Here is a 19,876-nt window from a genome sequence, read left to right as displayed (position 1 = left end):
CGGAGGAGGCAGTCAACGAAATCCCCGCGCAGGCGAGGCGTTCGGCGCTCATCCGGCACCGCCGGTCAGTTCATGCGGGAGGCTGCTGGCCCTCACCCCTGCCCTCTCCCGCAAGCGGGAGAGGGAGTCCGTGTGAGCGGGGCTGCCGCCGGTGCTTCAGGCCAAGACCGCCGCCATGGCGTTCGCCGTGGCTTCGACGTTGCGCGTGTTCAGGCCCGCGATGCACATGCGGCCGGAACGCAGGATGTAGACCCCGAACTCCTCGCGCAGGCGATCCACCTGCTCCGGCGTCAGGCCGGTGTAGCTGAACATGCCGCGCTGCTTCAGGAAGTAGTCGAAGTTGCGACCCGGCACCTTGGCCGACACCACCTCGAACAACGCGTTGCGCATCGCCAGGATGCGCTCGCGCATTTCCTCGACCTCGCCTTCCCACAGCGCGCGCAGCGCCGGGTCGCCCAGGACCTTGGCCACGACCTGGCCGCCGTGCATCGGCGGGTTCGAGTAGTTGCGACGGATCGTGAACTTCAGCTGCCCCAGCACGTTGGCCGCCTGCGCCGCATCCGGGCACACGACCGACAGCGCGCCGCAACGCTCGCCGTACAGGCTCATGTTCTTGGAGAAGCTGTTGGCGACGAAGAAGCTGAGTCTCGCCGCGGCCAGCGCACGGATCGCGAAGGTGTCCTGCTCCAGCCCGTCGCCGTAGCCCTGGTAGGCCAGGTCCAGGAAGGCGATCAGCTCGCGCTCCTTCAGCACCGGGATCAGCGCGTCCCACTGCGACTGCGACAGGTCCACGCCGGTCGGGTTGTGGCAGCACGCGTGCAGCAGCACGACGCTGCGCGCCGGCGCTTCGGACAGCGCCTGCAGCATGGCGTCGAAACGCAGGCCGCCGGTCTGGGCGTCGTAGTACGGGTAGCTGCGGCACTCGATGTACGAGCCCTCGAAGACCGCGCGGTGGTTGTCCCAGGTCGGGTCGCTCAGGTAGATCGCGCTGTCGGGGAAGTAGCGCTTGATGAAGTCCGCGCCGACCTTCAGCCCGCCGGACGAGCCCACCCCCTGGATCGTCGCGACGCGCTTGCTCTGCAGCGCCTCGCTGTCCGCGCCGAAGAGCAGCTTCTGCACCTCGGTGCGGAAGTTGGCCGCGCCCTCCATCGGCAGGTAGGGCCGCGCGCCGGCCTGTTCCACCACGGCCAGCTCGGCCCGGCGCACGGAGTCCAGCATCGGGATGCGACCGTCGTCATCGAAATAGATGCCGATGGACAGGTTGATCTTCTGCGTGCGCGGATCCTTCTGGAAGGCCTCGTTCAGGCTGAGGATGGGATCGCCCGCATAGGCGTCGACGTGCTGGAACATGCTGGGAACTCCACGTTGGACAAACGGCTCGCGCCATTATCCCCAGCCGCGCCCGCCCGCACCGGAACAGCCCCGGCGAACAGGCACCGGTACAGGCCCGATGACGATGCGGGATCCGCATCACCTGCTCGACAGGATCACATGATCAGAGCGCCTTGCCGCTGCCGATGGCCATCACCACGCGCGTGACGAGCACCAGCTTGGGCGCGATCGCGTCGACGACGACGTATTCGCTGTCGCTGCTGTGCGCGCCGAAGCCGCGCACGCCCAGACCCTCGATCACCGGCGCCTTGGTCGCGAGCGACGCATAGGCGGCGTCGGTGCCGCCGCCGGTCGGGCGGTCGCGCACGACCAGTTCCAGCTTCTGCTCGTCGGCCAGGGCCTTGACCTTCGCGGCCAGCGCGCGCGACGCGTCGGTCGCCGCCAGCGGCGGGCGGCCGCGGTTGAAGCTCAGGGTCACCTCCGCGTCCGGGACCAGCTTGTTCTGGATGCGCTTGCGCAGCTCGGTCTCCAGGGCGTCGAAGTCGGAGAAGCGGTCCGCGCGCGCATCCCCCTGGGCCTCGGCGCGCTCGGGGATGGCGTTGCGGACCGAGCCCGCCTTGGACATCGTCCAGTTCAGGTGCAGGCCGCGCTTCGGATCCGACAGGTCCCGCGTCTGCAGGATCTGGTGCGACAGCTCGGTCAGTGCATTGATGCCCTTCTCCGGCGCCGCGCCCGCATGGGACGAACGTCCCTTGACCTTGAGGTCGACGGAGGCGATGCCGCTGGTGGCCAGGCGGATGGTGTCCGGCGAGGTCGGTCCGCCGCCGCCTTCGAAGGACAGCACGGCGTCGTGCTCGCCGCCGAGCTTGGTGATCAGCGGGTTCGAGCCTGGGGAGCCGATCTCCTCGTCCCCGTTGATGAGCACGGTGATCTCGGCGTAGTCCTTGAAGCCGACCGACTTCAGCATGGCCAGCGCATGCAGGATGGTGGCGACGCCCTGCTTGTCGTCGGCGATGCCCAGGCCGTAGGCGTGATTGCCGTCGATGCGGAAGGGCTGCTGCTTCAGGCCGCCGCGCTGGTAGACGGTGTCCATGTGGGCGATCAGCATCAGGCGCTTGCCGTTGGCGTTGCCGCCCTTGAACGAGGCCTGCACGATCTGGCCGACCTTGGCCGGGCCGTCGCCCGCGTCCGAGGTCGGCGAGGCGATGGTCTTGTCCGGATCGATCAGCTGGACCTGGCCGCCGAGCTCGCGCAGCCGCTGCGCGATGACGCCGGCGATGCGGTCCAGGCCCTGTCGGTCGGAGCTGCCGGACTCGATCTCGACCAGCTGCTGCAGTGTCTTCATCAGCGCGGGCTGCTCCTTGGCGGCGAGCGCGTGGAGCTCGGGCACCGTCTGCGCCTGCGCGCCGAGGGCGGTCATCGCGGCCAGGGCCAGCGCCGCGCGGCGCAGTCGGGAGAAGGAGGAGGAGGCAGACATCGGGGCGGTCATCTTCGGAGTCTCCAGGCGTTCTTGTGGGGGGCGACGGGCCATCCTAGCCATCAAGGCGGCCCGCTTGAAGGCTCGAAAGCGATGGGGCAAGCTCCCGGCCATGCGACGACCGCCGCCAATCGCCCATCGTCTGTGCGTCTGCGCACGGATCGCGCTGATCCTGCACGCGGTGGTGCCCGCAGTGTTGCCCGCGGCTGCCGTCGCCGAGGAAGCGCGCCGCAACGTCTTCGATGATCCCTTCGTGCAGCTGAGCTCGGCGATCCCGCCGTCCGAGTGTCCGGCCCCGTCTGGACCGCTGATGAGCGAGGCCGAAGCCAGGGCACAGGCGCATGGCCGCATCGAGCGCGGCACCAGCTGCTTCCAGAGCGGCCGCTGCCGGCTGCCCAACGCCTATCTCTACGACAAGGAGATCATGCCGCGCGTGCAGAAAGCCGTCGCCGCCGACGGCCGGTTCGATGCGACGACCAGCGTCTGGGCGCTCGGCCAGCGGCGCTGGATCTGGCTGCAAGGCTGCGTGCGCAGCGCCGAGGAGGCGTCGGCACTCGAGGCGTTGGTGAAGCAGATCGACGACGTGGAGTCTGTCGTCAACGAGTTGAAGCTCGTCCCCGGCACGTCGGCAAGTCCGGCGTCGGCGGCCTCACGCTGAGCGGGCACGGCCGGCGTCCAGCCACTCGATCCACCGTCCGTGCGGATGCGACCAGGCCAGCGGGTCGGTGCGGACCTTGCCACCATCGCGCCATTGCAAGGTCCACAGCGTGCCGCTGCCGGGCGATTCGCCAACCGGGCAGCCCGGCGGCGAGGCCATCGGCGCCAGCTTGCCGACCTCGCCGCTGATCCAGGCGAGCCCGCGCTCGCGCACCATCCGGCCGATGCGCTCGACATGCGTCTTGAACGACGCGGCGTCGAAGTAGGCCAGCACCCAGACGTTGAAGATCACGGGCGTGACGCCGGCGGGCAGTTCGTCCATCCAGCGCTCAAGCGCCGCCAGGCCGTCCTCGGTGCGCAGCAGCGGCACCGGGTGTCGACGGGCGTCGGCCAACGCCCGGTCCAGGCGCTCCCGCCGCGCGGCGTCTCCGGGCCAGAGGCAGGCGCGCAGCCAGCGGGCGGCGGCCTCGTCGGCCGGATCGATCGGTTGCAGGTCGACGCCCATGCGCCGGCTCGCCCGCCAGCGCGGCGCACCGAGCAGCGCGGCGGGGCGCTCGCCGCGCCAGGTGGTGGCGATCAACGGCGCGTCGGGACGCTCACCGGGCGTCGTCTCGACCCCGTCGTCGTAGGCATGGCGATCGACACCCAGAAGCAGGCCGGCGCTGCAGCCGAACTCGAACAGGGCCAGCTCGACCGGTTGGTCCTCGGTGCCTCCGAGTCGCGTGGCGAGCGCCTGCAGGACGGGTCGGAGCACGGCGCAGCGCCCTGTCTCGTTGGTCTGCGTGGTGCGCGTGCGGATCAGCGCGCGCAGTGCGGCGTCCTCGCGGCGGATGAAGTCCCTCAGCAGCGCCGCCAGGTCGCCGTCCGGCGCTCGCGTGCCGCCGACGCTGGCGTAGTACGCGGCGAGCGGATGCGGCTCGCCGGCCAGGATCCGATCGTGCAGCGCGGCCAGCAGCAGCACCGGCTTGCGTTGCGTTGCCGGAGCGTCGAGCAGCAGCGCCATGAGCGCCGGATCGGCGCCGATGATCGTCGCGAACGCCGCATACAGCGGATCGTCGCGGCCGTCGGTCTCGGCGAACCGGGCGAAGTGGTGGGCGAGTCGCCCCAATGCGTCTTCCATGACCGTCGACTCTAGGACCGCCGGTGCCGCCAGAATGTCGGGTATCCGACAAATTCCCGACGCCCATCGTGCCGCTCGCACCGCGACCGCCCTCGCCCACCCCCTCTGTCGTCCAGGCCCTTTGCGCCAACTTCCCCGACCTTGCGCCGCCGGCCGCGCCAGGACTGCGACTGGAGGCCCTGATGCCGGCGCGCCGGCTCCCGGCGGGCCGGGTGCTGTTCGCCCAAGGTCAGACGCCGACCGCGTTCTACATGGTGGAGGACGGCGAGATCGAAGCCCGCTTCGCTGCGCTCGACGGCCGGATGTCGGTGCTGGAGCACGTGCGCGCGCCGCGGCTGTTCGGGCTGGCGGCGTTCATCAGCGGCAAGCCCTCGCGCTACGAGGCGGCGGCCGTGTCGGACAGCCGCGTGCGGGTCATCGGCGAGCCCGCCTACCGCGTGCTGATGGACGACTGGCCGGGCTTCGCGCGGGCCTTGATGCGGGAGTTCGCGCAACGCTTCGAGGGCAACCTGAAGCTGCTGGAAGCGGCGCGGCACCTGAGCGCGTCGGAGCGCCTCACGGTCGCGCTGCGCCAGTTGGTCAACGAGCGCGCCGGACCGCCGGATGCCGACGGCTGGCGGGAACTGCAGGCGACACAGGCGGAGCTGGCGCAGCTCGCGCACCTGTCGCGTCAGACGATCAACCAGCTGCTGCGTGCCGGGCAGGACGAAGGCCGTCTGCGGCTGCGCTACGGCCGGATCGCGCTCCGGCCATGACGTTCATGACGACCATGGCCGCGTCGGCGGCCATGGCGGCGGGCGTCACTCGGCCAGCGCCGCCTCGATCTCGCCGCGGATGGCGGCGGGGGCATCGTTCGGCGCGAAGCGCTTCAGCACCTGTCCGTCGCGGCCGACCAGGAACTTGGTGAAGTTCCACTTGATCGCCTGCGTGCCCAGGATGCCGGGCTTCTCGCCCTTGAGCCATTGCCACAGCGGGTGCGCTTCCCCGCCGTTGACCTTGACCTTGGCCATCATCGGGAAGCTCACGCCGTAGTTCAGCTGGCAGAACGACGAGATCTCCTCGTTGCTGCCAGGGTCCTGGCCGCCGAATTCGTTGCTCGGGAAACCGACGACCACCAGCCCGCGGGCCTGGAAGTCGCGCCACAGGTCCTCGAGACCCTTGAATTGCGGCGTGAAGCCGCACTCGCTGGCGGTGTTGACGACCAGCAGCACGCGGCCGCGGTATTGGGACAGCTCGACCGGCTCACCGGCGATGCTGACGGCGTCGAAGTCGAAGGCAGTCTTGCCGTTGTCGCTCATGGGGGGACCTCCTCGTGATCCTGGTGACGGCCCGGAGCCCGTCGCGGTCCAGGTGGACCAGCGTGCATCCTAGCGCGGCGCCAGGGTTCAGGCGCGACGCCGCTCCAGCGCCGCCAGCATCGCCGCAGCCAGGATGGCCGCGCCGCCGACGGCCGTCTTGCCGTCCAGGGAGCCGCCGCCCAGCAGCAGCGCCGAGATCGCGGCGACCGGCACCTCCGTGAGCATGACCACCGCCGTGACGTTGGCCGGCAGGCGCGCCGCCCCGTATTGCAGCGACAGGTTGGAGATGAAGAACAGCAGCGCCATCCCCGCCAGCGGCAGCAGCCAGGCCGCGCCGGGCAGCGACGGCCACGGCGCGAGGCCCTGGCCGGCCATGGCCGAGGCGGACAGGCCCGCCACCAGCACGCCGCCGGCGAACATGGCCAGCGCCCGGGCGCCGGGGCTGCGGGCGGCCTCGCGGCGCAGCATCACGTTGTTGAACGCGAAGGTCATGCCGCCGACCAGCCCCAGCACGTCCGCCAGGCTGGACGGCAGCGGCCAGCCGCCGTCCGCCGGCGCCAGCACCGCCAGCGCGCCGCCCAGCGCCAGGGCGATGCGCAGACCGGCCGACACGGTGAGCGGCTCGCCCAGGACCAGCCGCGCCAGCAGCACGGCCCACAGCGGCATGAGATAGAACAGGAGCACGACCCGCACCACGTCGCCGGTGGAGACGCCCCAGTTGAACGCGGTGTTGGTCATCCCGGCGGCCAGCGTGACCACCCACAGGCCGGGGGATCGCAACCATTCCGCCATGGCGCCGCGCTGGCTGGCCAGCACGACGACCAGGGACAGGACGTACAGGATCACGGTGGTCCACAGGGGGTGCATGCCGGCCCCCTCGAACTGCCGGAACGGCCACCAGGAAAGCCCCCAGATGGTGGCGTTGAGCATCAGGGCGAGGATCGGCATTCGGGAACCGGCGACGGAAGGCGACAGAGGGAGGGACAGAGGAAGGGACAGGGCGCACGGGAGATGCGCACAAGGGGTGGGGCTTGTGCAACAGTCCCCCCCGACAGGGCTTGGAACCGGCCTGCGGACCGGCCAACAATGCCCAGGGTTTGTAGCATGGCGCAAGGACTGACCCTGACCTCCAATCGGGGCGCCGTGCGCCTGTCATGCACGCGGCCTACCCTGTCGCGTGTGACCCGTCCACCAAAGTAGGGAGAGCTTCTTGGATCACCTGGCCTGTTTTGCCCCCGAGGATTTGCAGTCCAAGCCCGGGCCCGACCTGCAGAGCTATCACTGGCGCCTGCTGGCTCAAGGGGACTCCTGGTTTTCGACCGCCCAGGCCAAGCTCAGTGCGCATGCGAACCTGCTCCAGGAACTGGTGCTGACCAAGGCCGCCGTCGCGATCAACTGCGCCGGACAGCGCGAGAGCCTGTCCAAGGTCGTCGAACTGGCGTCTTCACCCGACTTCGTCCGCCTGCTCACCGCGCCGGACGCGCCGGTCTGGGACGGCATCCTGATGTCCGTCGGCGGGAACGACCTGATCAAGGCGGCACAGACGCCGACGCAGATCGACGGCGTCGAGGTGCCGCTGCACCTGCGCCTGCTGCGCAACCAGACCGAATGGGGCCCGCCGTCCGCGGGCGTCGGCCGCTATTTCTCGGAACCGGGTTGGGCCACGTACGCCGAGTACCTGAAGGCCAACCTGCGCCACCTGCTGACGCTGCGCGACCAGGGGCCGTCGGCGGGCAAGCCGGTGTTCATGCACTGCTATGCCGTGCCGATGCCGCGCCCGGCCGGCGCGGAGGATGCCGGACACGGTCCGTGGCTGTATCCGGCGCTGAAGGCCTATGCGATCCCGGCGGCCGACTGGGCCGCCGTCAGCCGGTTGATGGTGATGCACCTGTCGCTGCTGCTGAAGACGCTGATGGCGGACAAGGAGCAGTTCCCCGGGCTGTTCGTGTTCGACTCGACCGCCGTGCCGCTGGCCGCGGCGACGCCGGGTGCCAGCGGCATCAGCGGCGACTGGCACAACGAGATCCACCTCAACCACAGCGGCTGCCTGAAGATAGGGCGGGCCTGGTCGGAGCACATCGACCAGGTGCTGACCACCGGCGGCATCATCGTCGCGGCACCGCCGACGGGACGGGGACGCGCGCGGCGCTGAAGGCTTCCGCACTGCCACCGCCGCTGGCCCTCACCCCTGCCCTCTCCCGCAAGCGGGAGAGGGAGTAAGAAGTGAGCCTCGCGCCAGCGGAAGCAGCGTGCGAAGGGCGCCGGTCGGACTCCCTCTCCCGCTTGCGGGAGAGGGTGGGGGTGAGGGCCAGCGGCCTCGGCAGTCAGAAAGAGCAGCCCAAAAGAAAACGGCCCCGCGCGGGGCCGTCGTCGTTTCTGCGGAAGGTCCGCTCAGTGCTTGTCGCTGCGTGCGATCGCGAGCAGCCGTTCCAGCTCTTCCGGATGCTGGCGCTTGTTGTGCTCGTGCCAGCGGCCGACCACCCACATCGTGCCGGCGACCAGCAGGCCGAGGATGGTGATCGAGCCGAAGGCCGAGGTGCCGAAGCGGGTCAGCATCGTGTACAGCGCGCCCAGGCCCAGGATGCACGCCTGCTCGTTGAAGTTCTGCACGGCGATGGAACGGCCCGCGCCCATCAGGTTGTGGCCGCGATGCTGCAGCAGCGCGTTCATCGGCACGACCAGGTAGCCGCCGATGCCGCCCAGCAGGATCAGGAACGGGATCGCCACCCACAGGTTGTTGATGAAGTTCAGCACCAGCATCAGCAGGCCCAGGCCGATGCCCAGCGGGATGACGCTGGTGGCCTTGTCCAGCCGCACGACCGCGGAGGCCACGATCGCGCCGACGGCGGTCCCGATCGCCACCACGCCCGCCAGCGCGGACGCCTGCGTCGTGCCGTAGCTCAGCGCCGCCGCCGCCCAGGCGAAGACGATGTAGCGCATGTTGCCGGACACGCCCCAGAACAGCGTGGTCATGCCCAGCGAGATCTGGCCCAGCTTGTCCTGCCACAGCCGCGAGTTGCAGGCGGCGAACTCGCGCACCAGGTCGGTCGCGTTGTGCGAGATCGGCTGCAGCGGCGAATCCGTGCGCGGGATGCGCAGGTTGAAGAGCGCCGCGATGAAGTACAGCACCACCATGAAGGCGATGGCGGCCTCGGGCGCGGTGTCGATGCCGGTGTCGATGTAGGGGATGTCGATGGCCAGCAGCCAGGCCGAGGCCTTGTCGCCGATCAGCTGTCCGCCGAACACGGCGCCCAGGATGATGGAGGCGATGGTCAGCCCCTCGATCCAGCCGTTGGCCTTGACCAGCTGCGACGGCGGGAGGAGCTCGGTCAGGATGCCGTACTTGGCCGGCGAGTAGGCGGCGGCGCCCAGGCCGACGATCGCGTAGGCGATCAGCGGGTGCACCCCCACCAGCATGCTCAGGCATCCCAATACCTTGATGGTGTTGGAGATGAACATGACCTTGCCTTTGGGCACCGCGTCCGCGAAGGCTCCGACGAAGGGCGCGAGCACGACATAGAACAGCGCGAACATCGGCACCAGCGCGGCGCGCTGCCACTCGGCGGCACCGCTGGTGCGGAGCAGTTCAACGGCGGCCACGAACAGCGCGTTATCAGCCAGCGAGCTGAAGAACTGCGCTGACATGATGGTGTAGAAGCCTTTTTTCATCGACCCGGCATACCTGGAACTGCGGTGATCACGCTGGGTCCACGGGGTGGGGAAAGGGCAGCGCTGCGGCGGGTTTATAGCACGCGCTCGTTTTCGTAACAGCGCTTCACGGGACAGTGTCTCTGTGCTATCCGACACCGCTTTTCCGTGATCCCCCCGCGATCGGGCGGGGTCCCCCGACGCGCCGGTCGAGGGCGTGAAGCCGTTCATGGCGCGGCACAATGGCGACCCATGCCGCGTCCGATCGAAGCCCTCGTCCACCAGCCCGCGCTGGCTCACAACATCGCCCGGGCCCGCGCCTGCGCGCCCGACGCGCAGGTGTTCGCGGTCGTGAAGGCCAACGCCTACGGCCACGGCATCGAGCGCGCGTTCGACGCGCTGCGCAGCGCCGACGGCTTCGCCCTGCTGGACCTGGACGAAGCCCAGCGCGTGCGCGACCTGGGCTGGCGCGGCCCGATCCTGCTGCTGGAAGGCTGCTTCGAAGCGCGCGACCTGGAACTGTGCTCGCGGCTGAAGCTCTGGCACGCGGTGCATCACGAGCAGCAGGTCGACTGGCTGGCGATGCACAAGACGCACGAGCCGCACCGGGTGTTCCTGAAGCTCAACAGCGGCATGAACCGGCTGGGTTTCACGCCGAGCGCGTTCCGCGGCGCCTGGACGCGGCTGAACGCGCTGCCGCAGGTGGACGAGATCTCGCTGATGACGCATTTCTCGGACGCCGACGGCCCGCGCGGCATCGCGCACCAGACCGCCGTCTTCAAGGAGGCGACGGCCGACCTGCCGGGCGCGCGCACGCTGAGCAACAGCGCGGCGATCCTGCGCCACAGCCAGGACACGGAAGTGCGGGCCGACTGGGTGCGCTCGGGGATCATGACCTACGGCAGCGCGCCGGACTTCCCGGAACACGACATCACCCACTGGGACCTGAAGCCGACGATGACCTTGCGCGCCAAGGTGCTGGCGGTGCAGCAGCTCAAGGAAGGCGACAGCGTCGGGTACGGCAGCAGCTTCGTCGCCCAGCGCGAGATGCGCATCGGCACGGTGGCCTGCGGCTACGCGGACGGCTACCCGCGCCACGCCGCGCACGGCACGCCGGTGCTGGTCGGCGGCCGGCGCAGCGCGACCATCGGACGTGTCTCGATGGACATGCTGGCGGTGGACCTGAGCGATCTGCCGAACGAGGGCATCGGCAGCGAGGTCACGCTCTGGGGCCAGGGCCCGCACGGCTCGGTGCTGCCGATCGACGAGGTGGCGCGCTCGGCCGGCACGATCGGCTACGAGCTGATGTGCGCGGTGACCAAGCGCGTGCCGGTGCACGTCGAGACGCTGGGCTGAGGCCCGGCGCGTCGGCTTACGCCTCGGACTGCCTGCGTCGGCGTCATGCATCTGGACTGGACGCCGGCCGACTGGGAGCTGGAGATCTCCGCGATCCGGGCCAGCGGTCCGGGCGGCCAGAACGTCAACAAGGTCAGCAGCGCGGTGCACCTGCGTTTCGACATCCGGCGCTCGACGCTGCCGGCGCTGATCAAGGAACGCCTGCTGGCGCTCAGCGACCAGCGCATCACGGCCGAAGGCGTCGTGGTGATCAAGGCGCAGGAGTCGCGCAGCCAGGAGCAGAACCGTGCCGACGCCGTCGCCCGGCTGATCGCCCTGGCGCAGAGCGTGGCGCACACGCCCAAGGCGCGCCGGGCGACCAAGCCGACCTACGGATCGCAGAAACGCCGCCTGGAGGCCAAGAGCCAGCGCGGCGACATCAAGGCCGGGCGCGGCAAGGTCCGCGGCGACTGACCGCCCGGACACGACGACTTTCGAGGGAGACCCCATGTTCAAGGCATTCCGCATCCTGATCCTGCTCGGGATCCTGGTGACGGTGGCGGGCACGACGCTGATCGGCCGCTGGCAGGCGCAATCCTGGAAGCGGCCGCAGGTCGTGACGCTCTATCCGATCAACGCGTCGGGCGACGCAGTGACCGATCTCTATCTGGAGCGGCTGGACGCCGCCGCCTTCGCGGGGCTGGCGCCCTACTTCCAGCAGGAGGCGGCGCGCTACGGCGTGAGCCTGTCGGAGCCGATGCGCATCGTGCTCGGCGGCCGGGTCCGCGTCGTGCCGCCGGCGCCGCCGCGCGACGCGGGGCCGCTGTCGGCGATCTCCTGGAGCCTGCGCATGCGCTGGTGGGCGTGGCGCTCGACGCCGCCGAGCTCGCCGGTGCCGGACGTGAAGCTCTTCCTGATGTACCACCCGCCGGACTTCGCCGGCGCGCTGCCGCACTCCATCGGGCTGGAGAAGGGCCGGCTCGGCCTGGTGCACCTGTTCGCGATGAAGTCGCAGCAGGCGCAGAACGAGGTGGTCATCGCGCACGAGGCGCTGCACACCTTCGGCGCGAGCGACAAGTACGACCGGGCGACGCTGGCGCCGGTCTTCCCGGAAGGTTATGCGGCGCCGCGGCAGGAACCGCGCTACCCGCAGACGGCGGCTGAGCTGATGGCCGGCCGCGTCCCGGTCCGGGAGGGGGAACTGCGGGTCCCCGCGGGTCTCAGCGAGACGCTCGTCGGTCCGCAGACCGCTGCGGAAATCGGTTGGGTGAAGTGACGCGCTGAAGAGGTAAGGGATCGTTGCGACCCCCTCCATTCGAGGGGGCTGCGCGGCGCTTTGCAAAGCTGACATGGAGAGAATTCCGCCCGCAGGGAGAAGGATTTCCATGAACAAGAAGATGGTCGGGCTGACGCTCGCCCTGGCGACCATCGCCGGTGTGGGCGCGACCTCGGCGAGGGCCGAGCGCATCGAGGTCACGTTCAGCGGCACGCTGAACCTTTCCTATGAAAACTGCACCGCGGGATGCGCCCATCCGGGCCAGTACACCGAGACAGCGATCGCGCCGCTGAGCTTCACCCGCACGATGGTGTTCGAGATCGGCAAGGACGCCGGCATGAACAACGCATCGGTGATCGGCTTTGACTCCACAGACGTCGGCGGGCGCCCGATCTGGACGGACATGGCTTCGCAGACCATGGGGTTCACGTATCGGCAGACTGCGCCCGCTGCAGCCCTGGCGCCGGAAGAACTGTATGAATGGGCGCGTTTTGACAGGCCTGCGGGCAGCGTCACGCTCGTTCAGGAGGCCACGCGACAACGGAGGATCGATAGCTATCCGGGAGAGACCGGCACTGAACGGCGCCAGGAATCCTGGGGCCTGAATCAGTTCCAGACCTGGGCGGACGCGACCGGTGCAGAGTTCTCCGAGCAACTGGGGTTCTTCGGCTGGCAGCCGTTCAACGTGACGCCGGACAACATCGGCGAGAGCTTCACGACCGGCCAGTACATGGACCTGCTGCGCCGGAGCCTCGGATGCGTCGGCTGCGAGAACGCGGTCTACATGGGTCTGGGCAGCAACACCCAGGGCGGCCGGAGCGTCGAGTACTGGGGCACGGTCACCGCGATGAGCGTGCGTGACCTGAGCGCGGCCGTGGTGCCGGAGCCGTCGACCTATGCGCTGATGCTGGCCGGCGTGGCAGTGCTCGGCTTTGCTGCGCGCCGTCGCAAGTCGGCCTGACGAACGTCGTCGCAGCGCGACCCGCGCATTGATCACAACGAGAGGGAGAACACCATGAAGAAGCAGTGGATCGCCGTCGCGCTGAGCGCAGGTCTCAGCCAGATGGCGATGGCGACGACCTACAAGGTCGACTTCGAGGGCAGCCTGATCATCGGCAGCAAGACCGTCGACTGCCCGCAGGAATCGTCCGACTGCGACGGTTTCGTGCAGGACTTGAACGTCCAGCGCCAACCCTTCTCGATGAGTTTCACCTTCGAGATCGGGGCGTCTCCGGGGCGGTCCAACCTGTTCACCTCGCACGTCGCTTCGACCGATCCGATCTCGGGCCGCGGCGTCGACTCGTGGTCGGCCACCCAGCGGTATGCCAATTGGGCGACGGGCGACGCCAAGGCGTCCCAGGTCCCCGCCCTGCCCTCCGCCTCGCCGAACCCCTTCGACGGCGCCGCAGGCGTGACTCATCAGGTCTTCACCTCGGCGACCCGGAGTCGTAACGTCCGCGTCTGGAGCGACACCCAGCAGGTGATCCGATCCTCCGAGGGCTGGGGCCTGTCCAGTTCCGAGCTCTGGCTCGATGCGTCCGGCGCCGGCTACCAGACCTACGTCACACTCAGCGGAAGCACACCCTTCAGCGGCGGTACGGTCGACAACCATGACGACCTCGAACCGCTTTCCTACTACCTGGACATGTTGAAGCAGGGCACGACCTGCCTGACCTGCGTCCAGCTGCAATGGTTCGACACGTTGTACTCGACCGATGGCCTGTACAGCGGCGTTCGCATCGACGGCAGCGGCCGCCTCGTGTCGATCACCGAGATCACCGCGGCGGTCCCTGAGCCGTCGACCTACGCGCTGATGCTGGCCGGCGTGGCAGCGGTCGGATTCGCGGCTCGGCGTCGCCGCGCGGCAGGAGCGATCAAGTCCTGATCTCTTCCAGCAGATCCGGGTGGCGGTCGAGCAGCCGCAGCAGCTTGATCAACGCGAGCGGCGGCTGCGTCTTGCCGGTCTCGTAGCGGGAGAAGGCGTTCACGCCACCGCCGAAGATTTCTCCGGCTTCGCGTTGATCCAGCGCAAGCCTCTTGCGGACCTCCGCGATGAACGACGGATCGACCTGCGTGGCGTTCACCTGCTTGGAGAACGCCCGCACAGCGCGCATGACGCGACCTGATTCGTCCATGCTCATCGTCACCTCATCGCAGACTGGGCAGAAGTCTCCGGTCACTGCGGGGATGGTCGTGGACATGCCTTTGTAGACATGTTCGATATCACGGGTGTCGTGCACCGTCTTCGCGAATCCGCAAGCCGGACATTTCATCTCACAGCTCCTTGAACGAAACAAGCACAACCTCCTCCACCACGGTGAGTTTGAGATAGAGCCGACCTCGTGATGTCGTGGGCCGATAGACGTCTTGCCACTCTCGATGGTCGTGATACGTGGTCATGCTCTTGTAGAAGTCTCCCTGGCTCAACGCCAGGACCACCCCGACCCTTGCCTCTTCGTCGAAGCCCAACGCTTCCGCTCCCAGGGACGCCGAGAGCGTCGCTCGAATACGGCCTTGGGAGACCAACTGCTTGACCGTGCTGAGTGGGTAATGTGCCTTGTGCTTTTCCATCGAATATTAACCTAGTTGGTTAACGACGGAATTGCTCAAGTGGCGCTCCGTCATCGAGGACGAAGCGTCTGATCGAATGAAGCGGGCGACCTTGCTATTACGCAAGACTCGACCCCGGTTCCCGCCTCAGTGGGAGCCCATCAGCAAGAGCTCAGGGAGAGAGTGCGAACCGGAAACGACGTGCCGCTCACCGCTGCGGCCGTGTCGCCACATAGATGCTGCCCAGGCACAGCACCATGCCGGCGAGCGCCAGCAGCGTGGGTCGCCAGCCTTCGAAGATCGCCGAGATCCCCAGCGCGATGACCGGGATCACCACGCCGGTCAGCGCCGCGCGTGCCGTTCCTTGACGCTGCGCCAGCTTGAAGTACAGGACGAAGGCGAACACCGAGCCGAACACCGCCAGGTACAGCAGGCTGAACACATAGGCCGGCGTCCACGCGAAGTTCAGGCCCTGCCCCGACACCACCGACGTCGCCAGCAGGAACACCGCGCCGTAGCCCATGCTCCAGGCCAGCACCGGCACCAGCGCGAGGCCGCGGCGGGTCAGGGTCAGCGTCAGCACGTTGCCGATGCAGGCGGCCAGCACCGCCGCGAGGCCGATCGCCAGGCCGTAGGCCGCCGTCGGGCGGGCGCCCGTCGAGGCGATCTCCGGCCAGAAGATCAGCACCACGCCCGCCACCGCGCCCGCCGACGCCGCCAGGAAACGCCCCGTCACCCGCTGGGCGAAGAAGATCCGCCCCGACAGCGCGTTGCCGAACACCATCAGGCAGAACAGCACCGCGACCAGTCCGCTGGGGATGTGACGCTCCGCCTCGTAGACGGAGAAGTAGTTGCCGCTGTACTGCACGATCCCCGTCGCCAGCATCAGCCCGTGCGCCGACCAGGGCAGCTTCAGCGACAGCTTCTGCCAGCGCGCGAAACCAGCCAGCATCAGCGCCGCCAGGCCGAAGCGCCAGCCGACGGAATTGAGCACCGGCACGCCAGAGGCGAGCTGGTAGAGGATCACGTGCCACGTGCTGGCCCAGATCAGCGTCGGGCCCCAGAACAACCAGCGGTCGGAAACGGTGGACATGATGTGCGGCGGCGATCTGTACCGGCCGCCCGTGCGCAGAGGCATTCAGCGGTCCGGTGGAAACGACGAGGCCGCCCTGTGGGGGCGGCCTTCCGTGGGTGGCGACGCCCTGGCGGGTGTCACCGGGATGAACTGGCCGTCGACCTCAGTCGGCGGCCTTCTTGAAGGTCGCCAGCAAGGCGCCGGCGCCGACGAACAGCGATCCGAAGATCCGGTTCATCGCCTTCAGGTGCGATTCCGACTTCAGCGCCCGCAGCACACGGGCGGCCAGCAGCGTGTAGCCGGCCATCACGACGGCGTCGGTGAAGGCCAGCGTCGCGCCGATCACCGCGTACTGCTGGGTCAGGCTGTGGTGCAGGTTCAGGAACTGCGGCACCACCGCCAGCAGGAAGACCGTGCCCTTGGGGTTCACCGCGTTGATGCCCCAGCCGCGCAGCACCAGGTCGCGACGCGAGACCTGCTTGCTTTCCGCCTGTTCAGCCACCAGCGGCTTGGCCGGCGAGCGCCACTGCTGGATGCCCAGGTACACCAGGTAGGCCACGCCGGCCCACTTGACCACCGCGAAGGCCTGTTCGGACGCCGCGATCAGCGCGCCCAGCCCGGCGCCGACCACCACGATCTGCGTCAGGATGCCGAGGATCAGGCCCATCGTCATGAAGTAGCCGCGCTGGAAGCCGTGATTCAGTCCCGCGCTCATCGCCGCGATGGCGCCCGCGCCCGGGGACAGGCTGATGGCCCAGGAGGCCGCGAAAAACCCCAGCCAGACTGACAACTCCATGATCGACTCCTTCAACGGAGCCGAGGTTGTAGCACGCCGCCTTCCGACCGACGAAGGTCAGGGAATAGCCGGAGTTATGCCTGCTGCCACATTCGGAATGCCGCCGCCGCCGCGGCGCTCCAATAATCCCGCGCCATGTCCGCCTCCGTCCTGCTTGCCGTCGTCGTCGCCTACTTCTCGCTGCTGCTGGCGGTGGCGTGGTGGACCTCGCGCCGCGCCGACAACGACAGCTTCTTCATCGGCAACCGCAACAGCCACTGGGGCCTGGTCGCCTTCGGGATGATAGGCACCTCGCTCTCCGGGGTGACCTTCATCAGCGTGCCGGGCTCGGTCGGCGCCGGCGCGTTCAGCTACTTCCAGATCATGATCGGCCAGTTCGCCGGCTACGCCGTCGTGGCCTTCGTGCTGCTGCCGCTCTACTACCGGCTCAACCTGAGCTCCATCTACCGTTACCTCGGCACCCGCCTGGGCGTCGCCGCCCACCGCACCGGCGCCGGCTTCTTCATCCTGTCCCGCACCCTGGGCGCGACCGCCCGCCTCTACCTCGTCGTGCGCATCCTGCAGGACCTGGTGCTGGCCCAGTTCGGCATGCCGTTCTGGCTCAGCGCGCTGCTGGTGCTCGTGATGATCCTGCTCTACACGCTGGAGGGCGGCGTCAAGACCATCGTCTGGACCGACACCCTCCAGACCACCGGCATGCTGGGCGGCCTGGTGATCTGCGTGGTGTTCCTGCTCCACGCGCTGGGCCTGGACCTGGCCTCCGGCTGGTCGACGATGCGCGCGGCCGGCCTCGCCGACGTCTTCGTCACCGATCCGATGAGCGCCTCGCACTGGGCCAAGCAACTGCTCGCCGGCGCGGCCATCGCCGTCACGATGACGGGCCTGGACCAGGAGATGATGCAGAAGAACATCTCGGTCAAGCGCCTGGCCGACGCGCAGAAGAACATGATGGTGATGGCGGCCATCATGACCGTCGTCGTGCTGCTGTTCCTGTTCCTCGGCGGCCTGCTGACGATGTACGCGCAGCAGCAGGACATCAGCGCCCACGGCGACCGGCTCTTCCCCGCCGTGGTGATGGGCCACCTGCCGGCCTGGGTGCAGCTGATCTTCGTGGTCGCGCTGATCTCGGCGCTGTTCCCGAGCGCCGACGGCGCCATCACCGCGCTGACGTCCAGCACCTGCATCGACCTGATCGGCCTGCAGGAACGCCGCGACTGGGACGAGGCCCGCAAGCGTCGCGTCCGCAAGGCGGTGCACCTCGGCTACGCGCTGGTGTTCCTGCTGCTGACGCTGGGATTCCGCTGGCTGGACGATCCGAGCATGGTCTCCCTGATCCTGAAGCTGGCGGGCTACACCTACGGCCCGCTGCTGGGACTGTTCGCCTTCGGCATCCTGACGACGCGGACCCTGCGCGCCGGCGTGCTGCCGTGGGTCGCGCTGGCGGCGCCGGCGCTTTGCTGGGTGATCGACGCCCACCAGGCCACCCTCTTCGGGGACTACCGGATGGGGTTGGAGCTGCTGCTGGTGAATGCCGCGCTGACCTTTGGGGGGCTGTGGGTCGGCTCGCGGCCCGCGCCGTCCTCCAGCGGGAAGTCGCCGGGCTGAAGGACGTAGTCGGCATACCAGGCCCGCACCCGGTCCGCCTCCCGCAGGACGGACGGCGGAAAGTCGTAGCGGCCCATCAGTGCGATCCCGTTGGTGTCGGGCAGCAGCCCGTCTTCGAGGATCAGCCCCTTGCCCTGTGTCCTGACCAGATGGAGCGGCCGATAGCTTCGCCGCAGGATCTTCCCCAGCGCGAGGTTGTGGGAGGTGACAACGACACGCGCATGCGCGGCAAGGTGCTGCAGCACTGCGGCCCCGGCCGCCACGGATTCGATGTTGTTGGTGCCGCGGAAGACCTCGTCGATGATGAAGAAGGCCTTTTTTCCAGCAGCCTCGGCGACCTTGACCAGGGTTTCGGCGCGAAGCAACTCGGCCATGTAGAGGCTCTGGCTGTCCTCGATCGAATCCTTGTTCTCGATGCTCACCCAGACGGTCACCGGAGGCACCCGCGCCTGGGTGGCATAGCAGACGCCGAAGGCGCGCGCGACCAGCAGATTGATACCGACGGCCCGGAGCAGCGTGCTCTTCCCGATGCCGTTCTGCCCGCTGAGCAGCAGGCTCTTGTCGCTCATCCGGAGGCTGAGCGGCTGGCAGTCGTCGAAGAGCGGACTCTTCAGATCCGTGAAGACGACACCCCCGTCCGTCTCCAGCCTGGCGACGCAGAGCTGGCCAGCGGAGAGAGCGTGCTCAAGGAAGCACAGATCCGCCTCGCATTCCGCCACTCGCTCATAGACCCGGCGCAGCGACGGGAGGGCGGATTCGAACCGTTCCACTGACGCGCGCAGCGTCGCGTACTCGCTCATCGCCAGCAGGTTGGCGTATTCCGCGATCGCCGCGAAGCGGTCATACAGACGCCCCGAGATCAGCGCGGCGAGCCGATCCGTCTCGGCCAGATCATCTGTCAGCGCCCCGTACAGGCGGCCGCGGCGGGTGACGCCCAGTTCTCCGAGCGATCGGGCCGACGCGAGAACCAGCAGCAGCCCGGCACGCAGCTTCTTCCATTCCTGGAGGCGCGGGAACAGCCGAATCTGCACGAAGCCGACGAGACCCACGTAGGCCAGCGTCGCACCGATCCCGACGGTCGCGGGCCAGGCGAACAGCCACTGCAAGGTCCAGACGAGCGCCAGTCCCCAGGGCGCCAGCCATAGACGCTCGGCCCAGCCCGGAGTGACGATCCTGGCGCCGTGGAACAGATGCGGCGTGATGTCGTCGCTGGCGCAGCGCAGGGCCTCCCGGATCGGTCCGGCGGGTTCGATCAACGCGGTGAGTTCAGCAGGGGAATGCTCCTGGAGCAGGTCGGCGACGACACCCGGGGCGATCGCCCCCCGCCTGAGGCGCCGATAGGTCGCCTGGCGGGCGCACAGGCTGGCCCGCTGGCCGATGCGCCTGAGGTACGCCGGCATGTCCAGGTCCCGCCACGACTGGTCGTCGACGTGCTCCGGCGCGTCGACGTCCTTCGCGCGGTCGAGGCTGGCCACCTCGCTCTCCGAAAACCAGTCGTAAGACATCGAGTGCGGACGCGCATTGGCGAACGATTCCGAGAAGACGGCCCGGATTCTCTTGAACCGTCCCGAAACGAGGGCGATGTGAGGCAGGGTCATCGGTCGTTGGTCTGCATGTGAGGGCTCCAGCGGTCAGTCAGCCGGACTGTTCAGACAGTGTTTCACGATCCGCGGGCGGTCATCCCACAGGTGCTCGTTCGCGTTCTCC

Annotated in this window: 20 protein-coding genes; 9 read left to right on the top strand and 11 right to left on the bottom strand. The window is 68.7% G+C overall.

What is annotated here, in order from left to right:
- Positions 1-156: 156 nt before the first annotated feature.
- Positions 157-1,350 (bottom strand): aromatic amino acid transaminase, encoded by a 1,194-nt coding sequence (locus tag ACQZ13_RS01655; RefSeq protein WP_431049558.1) that lies wholly within the window; start codon positions 1,348-1,350, stop codon positions 157-159.
- Between the two features lie 145 nt (positions 1,351-1,495).
- On the bottom strand, positions 1,496-2,809 hold the full coding sequence (locus ACQZ13_RS01650) for a glutamate carboxypeptidase (protein WP_431049557.1): 1,314 nt from the start codon (positions 2,807-2,809) through the stop codon (positions 1,496-1,498).
- A gap of 112 nt (positions 2,810-2,921) precedes the next feature.
- Here ACQZ13_RS01650 and ACQZ13_RS01645 point away from each other — a divergent pair, with 112 nt between their 5' ends.
- Positions 2,922-3,467, top strand: coding sequence for a BON domain-containing protein (locus ACQZ13_RS01645; protein WP_431049556.1), 546 nt, complete (start codon positions 2,922-2,924; stop codon positions 3,465-3,467).
- On the opposite strand, the gene ACQZ13_RS01640 is transcribed toward ACQZ13_RS01645, so the two are convergent.
- The gene (locus ACQZ13_RS01640) at positions 3,459-4,586 is read right to left on the bottom strand and encodes a DUF2332 domain-containing protein (RefSeq protein ID WP_431049554.1); all 1,128 of its coding nucleotides are present in this window, start codon (positions 4,584-4,586) and stop codon (positions 3,459-3,461) included. The genes ACQZ13_RS01645 and ACQZ13_RS01640 overlap by 9 nt on opposite strands.
- A 182-nt stretch (positions 4,587-4,768) precedes the next feature.
- Between ACQZ13_RS01640 and ACQZ13_RS01635 the strand changes: the two genes are divergently transcribed.
- The gene (locus tag ACQZ13_RS01635) at positions 4,769-5,341 is read left to right on the top strand and encodes a Crp/Fnr family transcriptional regulator (RefSeq protein WP_431049553.1); all 573 of its coding nucleotides are present in this window, start codon (positions 4,769-4,771) and stop codon (positions 5,339-5,341) included.
- 45 nt (positions 5,342-5,386) lie between these two features.
- Here ACQZ13_RS01635 and ACQZ13_RS01630 read toward each other — a convergent pair whose 3' ends face one another.
- Together ACQZ13_RS01630 and ACQZ13_RS01625 are read right to left on the bottom strand one after the other, a co-directional pair.
- The gene (locus ACQZ13_RS01630) at positions 5,387-5,884 is read right to left on the bottom strand and encodes a glutathione peroxidase (protein ID WP_431049552.1); all 498 of its coding nucleotides are present in this window, start codon (positions 5,882-5,884) and stop codon (positions 5,387-5,389) included.
- A gap of 87 nt (positions 5,885-5,971) precedes the next feature.
- The gene (locus ACQZ13_RS01625) at positions 5,972-6,832 is read right to left on the bottom strand and encodes an EamA family transporter (RefSeq protein WP_431049551.1); all 861 of its coding nucleotides are present in this window, start codon (positions 6,830-6,832) and stop codon (positions 5,972-5,974) included.
- Positions 6,833-7,094: 262 nt separating this feature from the next.
- Here ACQZ13_RS01625 and ACQZ13_RS01620 point away from each other — a divergent pair, with 262 nt between their 5' ends.
- Positions 7,095-8,036: a hypothetical protein gene (locus ACQZ13_RS01620; RefSeq protein WP_431049550.1), complete on the top strand. Its 942-nt coding sequence runs from the start codon at positions 7,095-7,097 to the stop codon at positions 8,034-8,036.
- A 239-nt stretch (positions 8,037-8,275) separates the two neighbouring features.
- Here ACQZ13_RS01620 and lplT read toward each other — a convergent pair whose 3' ends face one another.
- On the bottom strand, positions 8,276-9,553 hold the full coding sequence (gene lplT, locus ACQZ13_RS01615; RefSeq protein ID WP_088405701.1) for a lysophospholipid transporter LplT: 1,278 nt from the start codon (positions 9,551-9,553) through the stop codon (positions 8,276-8,278).
- Positions 9,554-9,784: 231 nt separating this feature from the next.
- Here lplT and alr point away from each other — a divergent pair, with 231 nt between their 5' ends.
- From alr to ACQZ13_RS01590, 5 genes are all read left to right on the top strand, one after another.
- On the top strand, positions 9,785-10,888 hold the full coding sequence (gene alr / locus ACQZ13_RS01610; RefSeq protein WP_431049549.1) for an alanine racemase: 1,104 nt from the start codon (positions 9,785-9,787) through the stop codon (positions 10,886-10,888).
- A gap of 45 nt (positions 10,889-10,933) precedes the next feature.
- On the top strand, positions 10,934-11,341 hold the full coding sequence (arfB, locus tag ACQZ13_RS01605) for an alternative ribosome rescue aminoacyl-tRNA hydrolase ArfB (protein ID WP_088405699.1): 408 nt from the start codon (positions 10,934-10,936) through the stop codon (positions 11,339-11,341).
- A 34-nt stretch (positions 11,342-11,375) separates the two neighbouring features.
- The gene (locus tag ACQZ13_RS01600) at positions 11,376-12,143 is read left to right on the top strand and encodes a hypothetical protein (protein ID WP_431049548.1); all 768 of its coding nucleotides are present in this window, start codon (positions 11,376-11,378) and stop codon (positions 12,141-12,143) included.
- Positions 12,144-12,252: 109 nt separating this feature from the next.
- Entirely contained in the window at positions 12,253-13,104 is an 852-nt protein-coding gene (locus tag ACQZ13_RS01595; protein WP_431049547.1) for a PEP-CTERM sorting domain-containing protein, read from the top strand.
- A gap of 54 nt (positions 13,105-13,158) precedes the next feature.
- Complete coding sequence (locus ACQZ13_RS01590; protein ID WP_431049546.1) at positions 13,159-14,028, top strand: PEP-CTERM sorting domain-containing protein; 870 nt, start codon at positions 13,159-13,161, stop codon at positions 14,026-14,028.
- On the opposite strand, the gene ACQZ13_RS01585 is transcribed toward ACQZ13_RS01590, so the two are convergent.
- From ACQZ13_RS01585 to ACQZ13_RS01570, 4 genes are all read right to left on the bottom strand, one after another.
- Entirely contained in the window at positions 14,018-14,416 is a 399-nt protein-coding gene (locus tag ACQZ13_RS01585; RefSeq protein ID WP_421035536.1) for a type II TA system antitoxin MqsA family protein, read from the bottom strand. The genes ACQZ13_RS01590 and ACQZ13_RS01585 overlap by 11 nt on opposite strands.
- 1 nt (position 14,417) lies before the next feature.
- On the bottom strand, positions 14,418-14,714 hold the full coding sequence (locus ACQZ13_RS01580) for a type II toxin-antitoxin system MqsR family toxin (protein WP_431049545.1): 297 nt from the start codon (positions 14,712-14,714) through the stop codon (positions 14,418-14,420).
- Positions 14,715-14,901: 187 nt separating this feature from the next.
- The gene (locus ACQZ13_RS01575) at positions 14,902-15,786 is read right to left on the bottom strand and encodes a DMT family transporter (protein WP_431049544.1); all 885 of its coding nucleotides are present in this window, start codon (positions 15,784-15,786) and stop codon (positions 14,902-14,904) included.
- 145 nt (positions 15,787-15,931) lie between these two features.
- A complete protein-coding gene (locus tag ACQZ13_RS01570) occupies positions 15,932-16,564 on the bottom strand; it encodes a LysE family transporter (protein ID WP_431049543.1) in 633 nt (210 codons plus the stop codon).
- Between the two features lie 135 nt (positions 16,565-16,699).
- Here ACQZ13_RS01570 and ACQZ13_RS01565 point away from each other — a divergent pair, with 135 nt between their 5' ends.
- Positions 16,700-18,169 carry a sodium:solute symporter gene (locus ACQZ13_RS01565; protein WP_431049542.1) on the top strand — a complete coding sequence of 490 codons (1,470 nt, stop codon included), beginning with the start codon at positions 16,700-16,702 and terminating at the stop codon, positions 18,167-18,169.
- Here the strand turns inward: ACQZ13_RS01565 and ACQZ13_RS01560 are convergent.
- The gene (locus ACQZ13_RS01560) at positions 18,061-19,767 is read right to left on the bottom strand and encodes a MutS-related protein (RefSeq protein WP_431049541.1); all 1,707 of its coding nucleotides are present in this window, start codon (positions 19,765-19,767) and stop codon (positions 18,061-18,063) included. The two genes, ACQZ13_RS01565 and ACQZ13_RS01560, sit on opposite strands and share 109 nt — an antisense overlap.
- Positions 19,768-19,876: the final 109 nt, after the last annotated feature.

Source organism: Roseateles sp. L2-2 (assembly GCF_050613215.1).
In the GTDB taxonomy this organism is placed as follows: Bacteria; Pseudomonadota; Gammaproteobacteria; order Burkholderiales; family Burkholderiaceae_C; genus Roseateles; species Roseateles noduli.
Note: the sequence above shows the minus strand (reverse complement) of the source record. Positions and strands in the feature narration are given on the sequence as shown.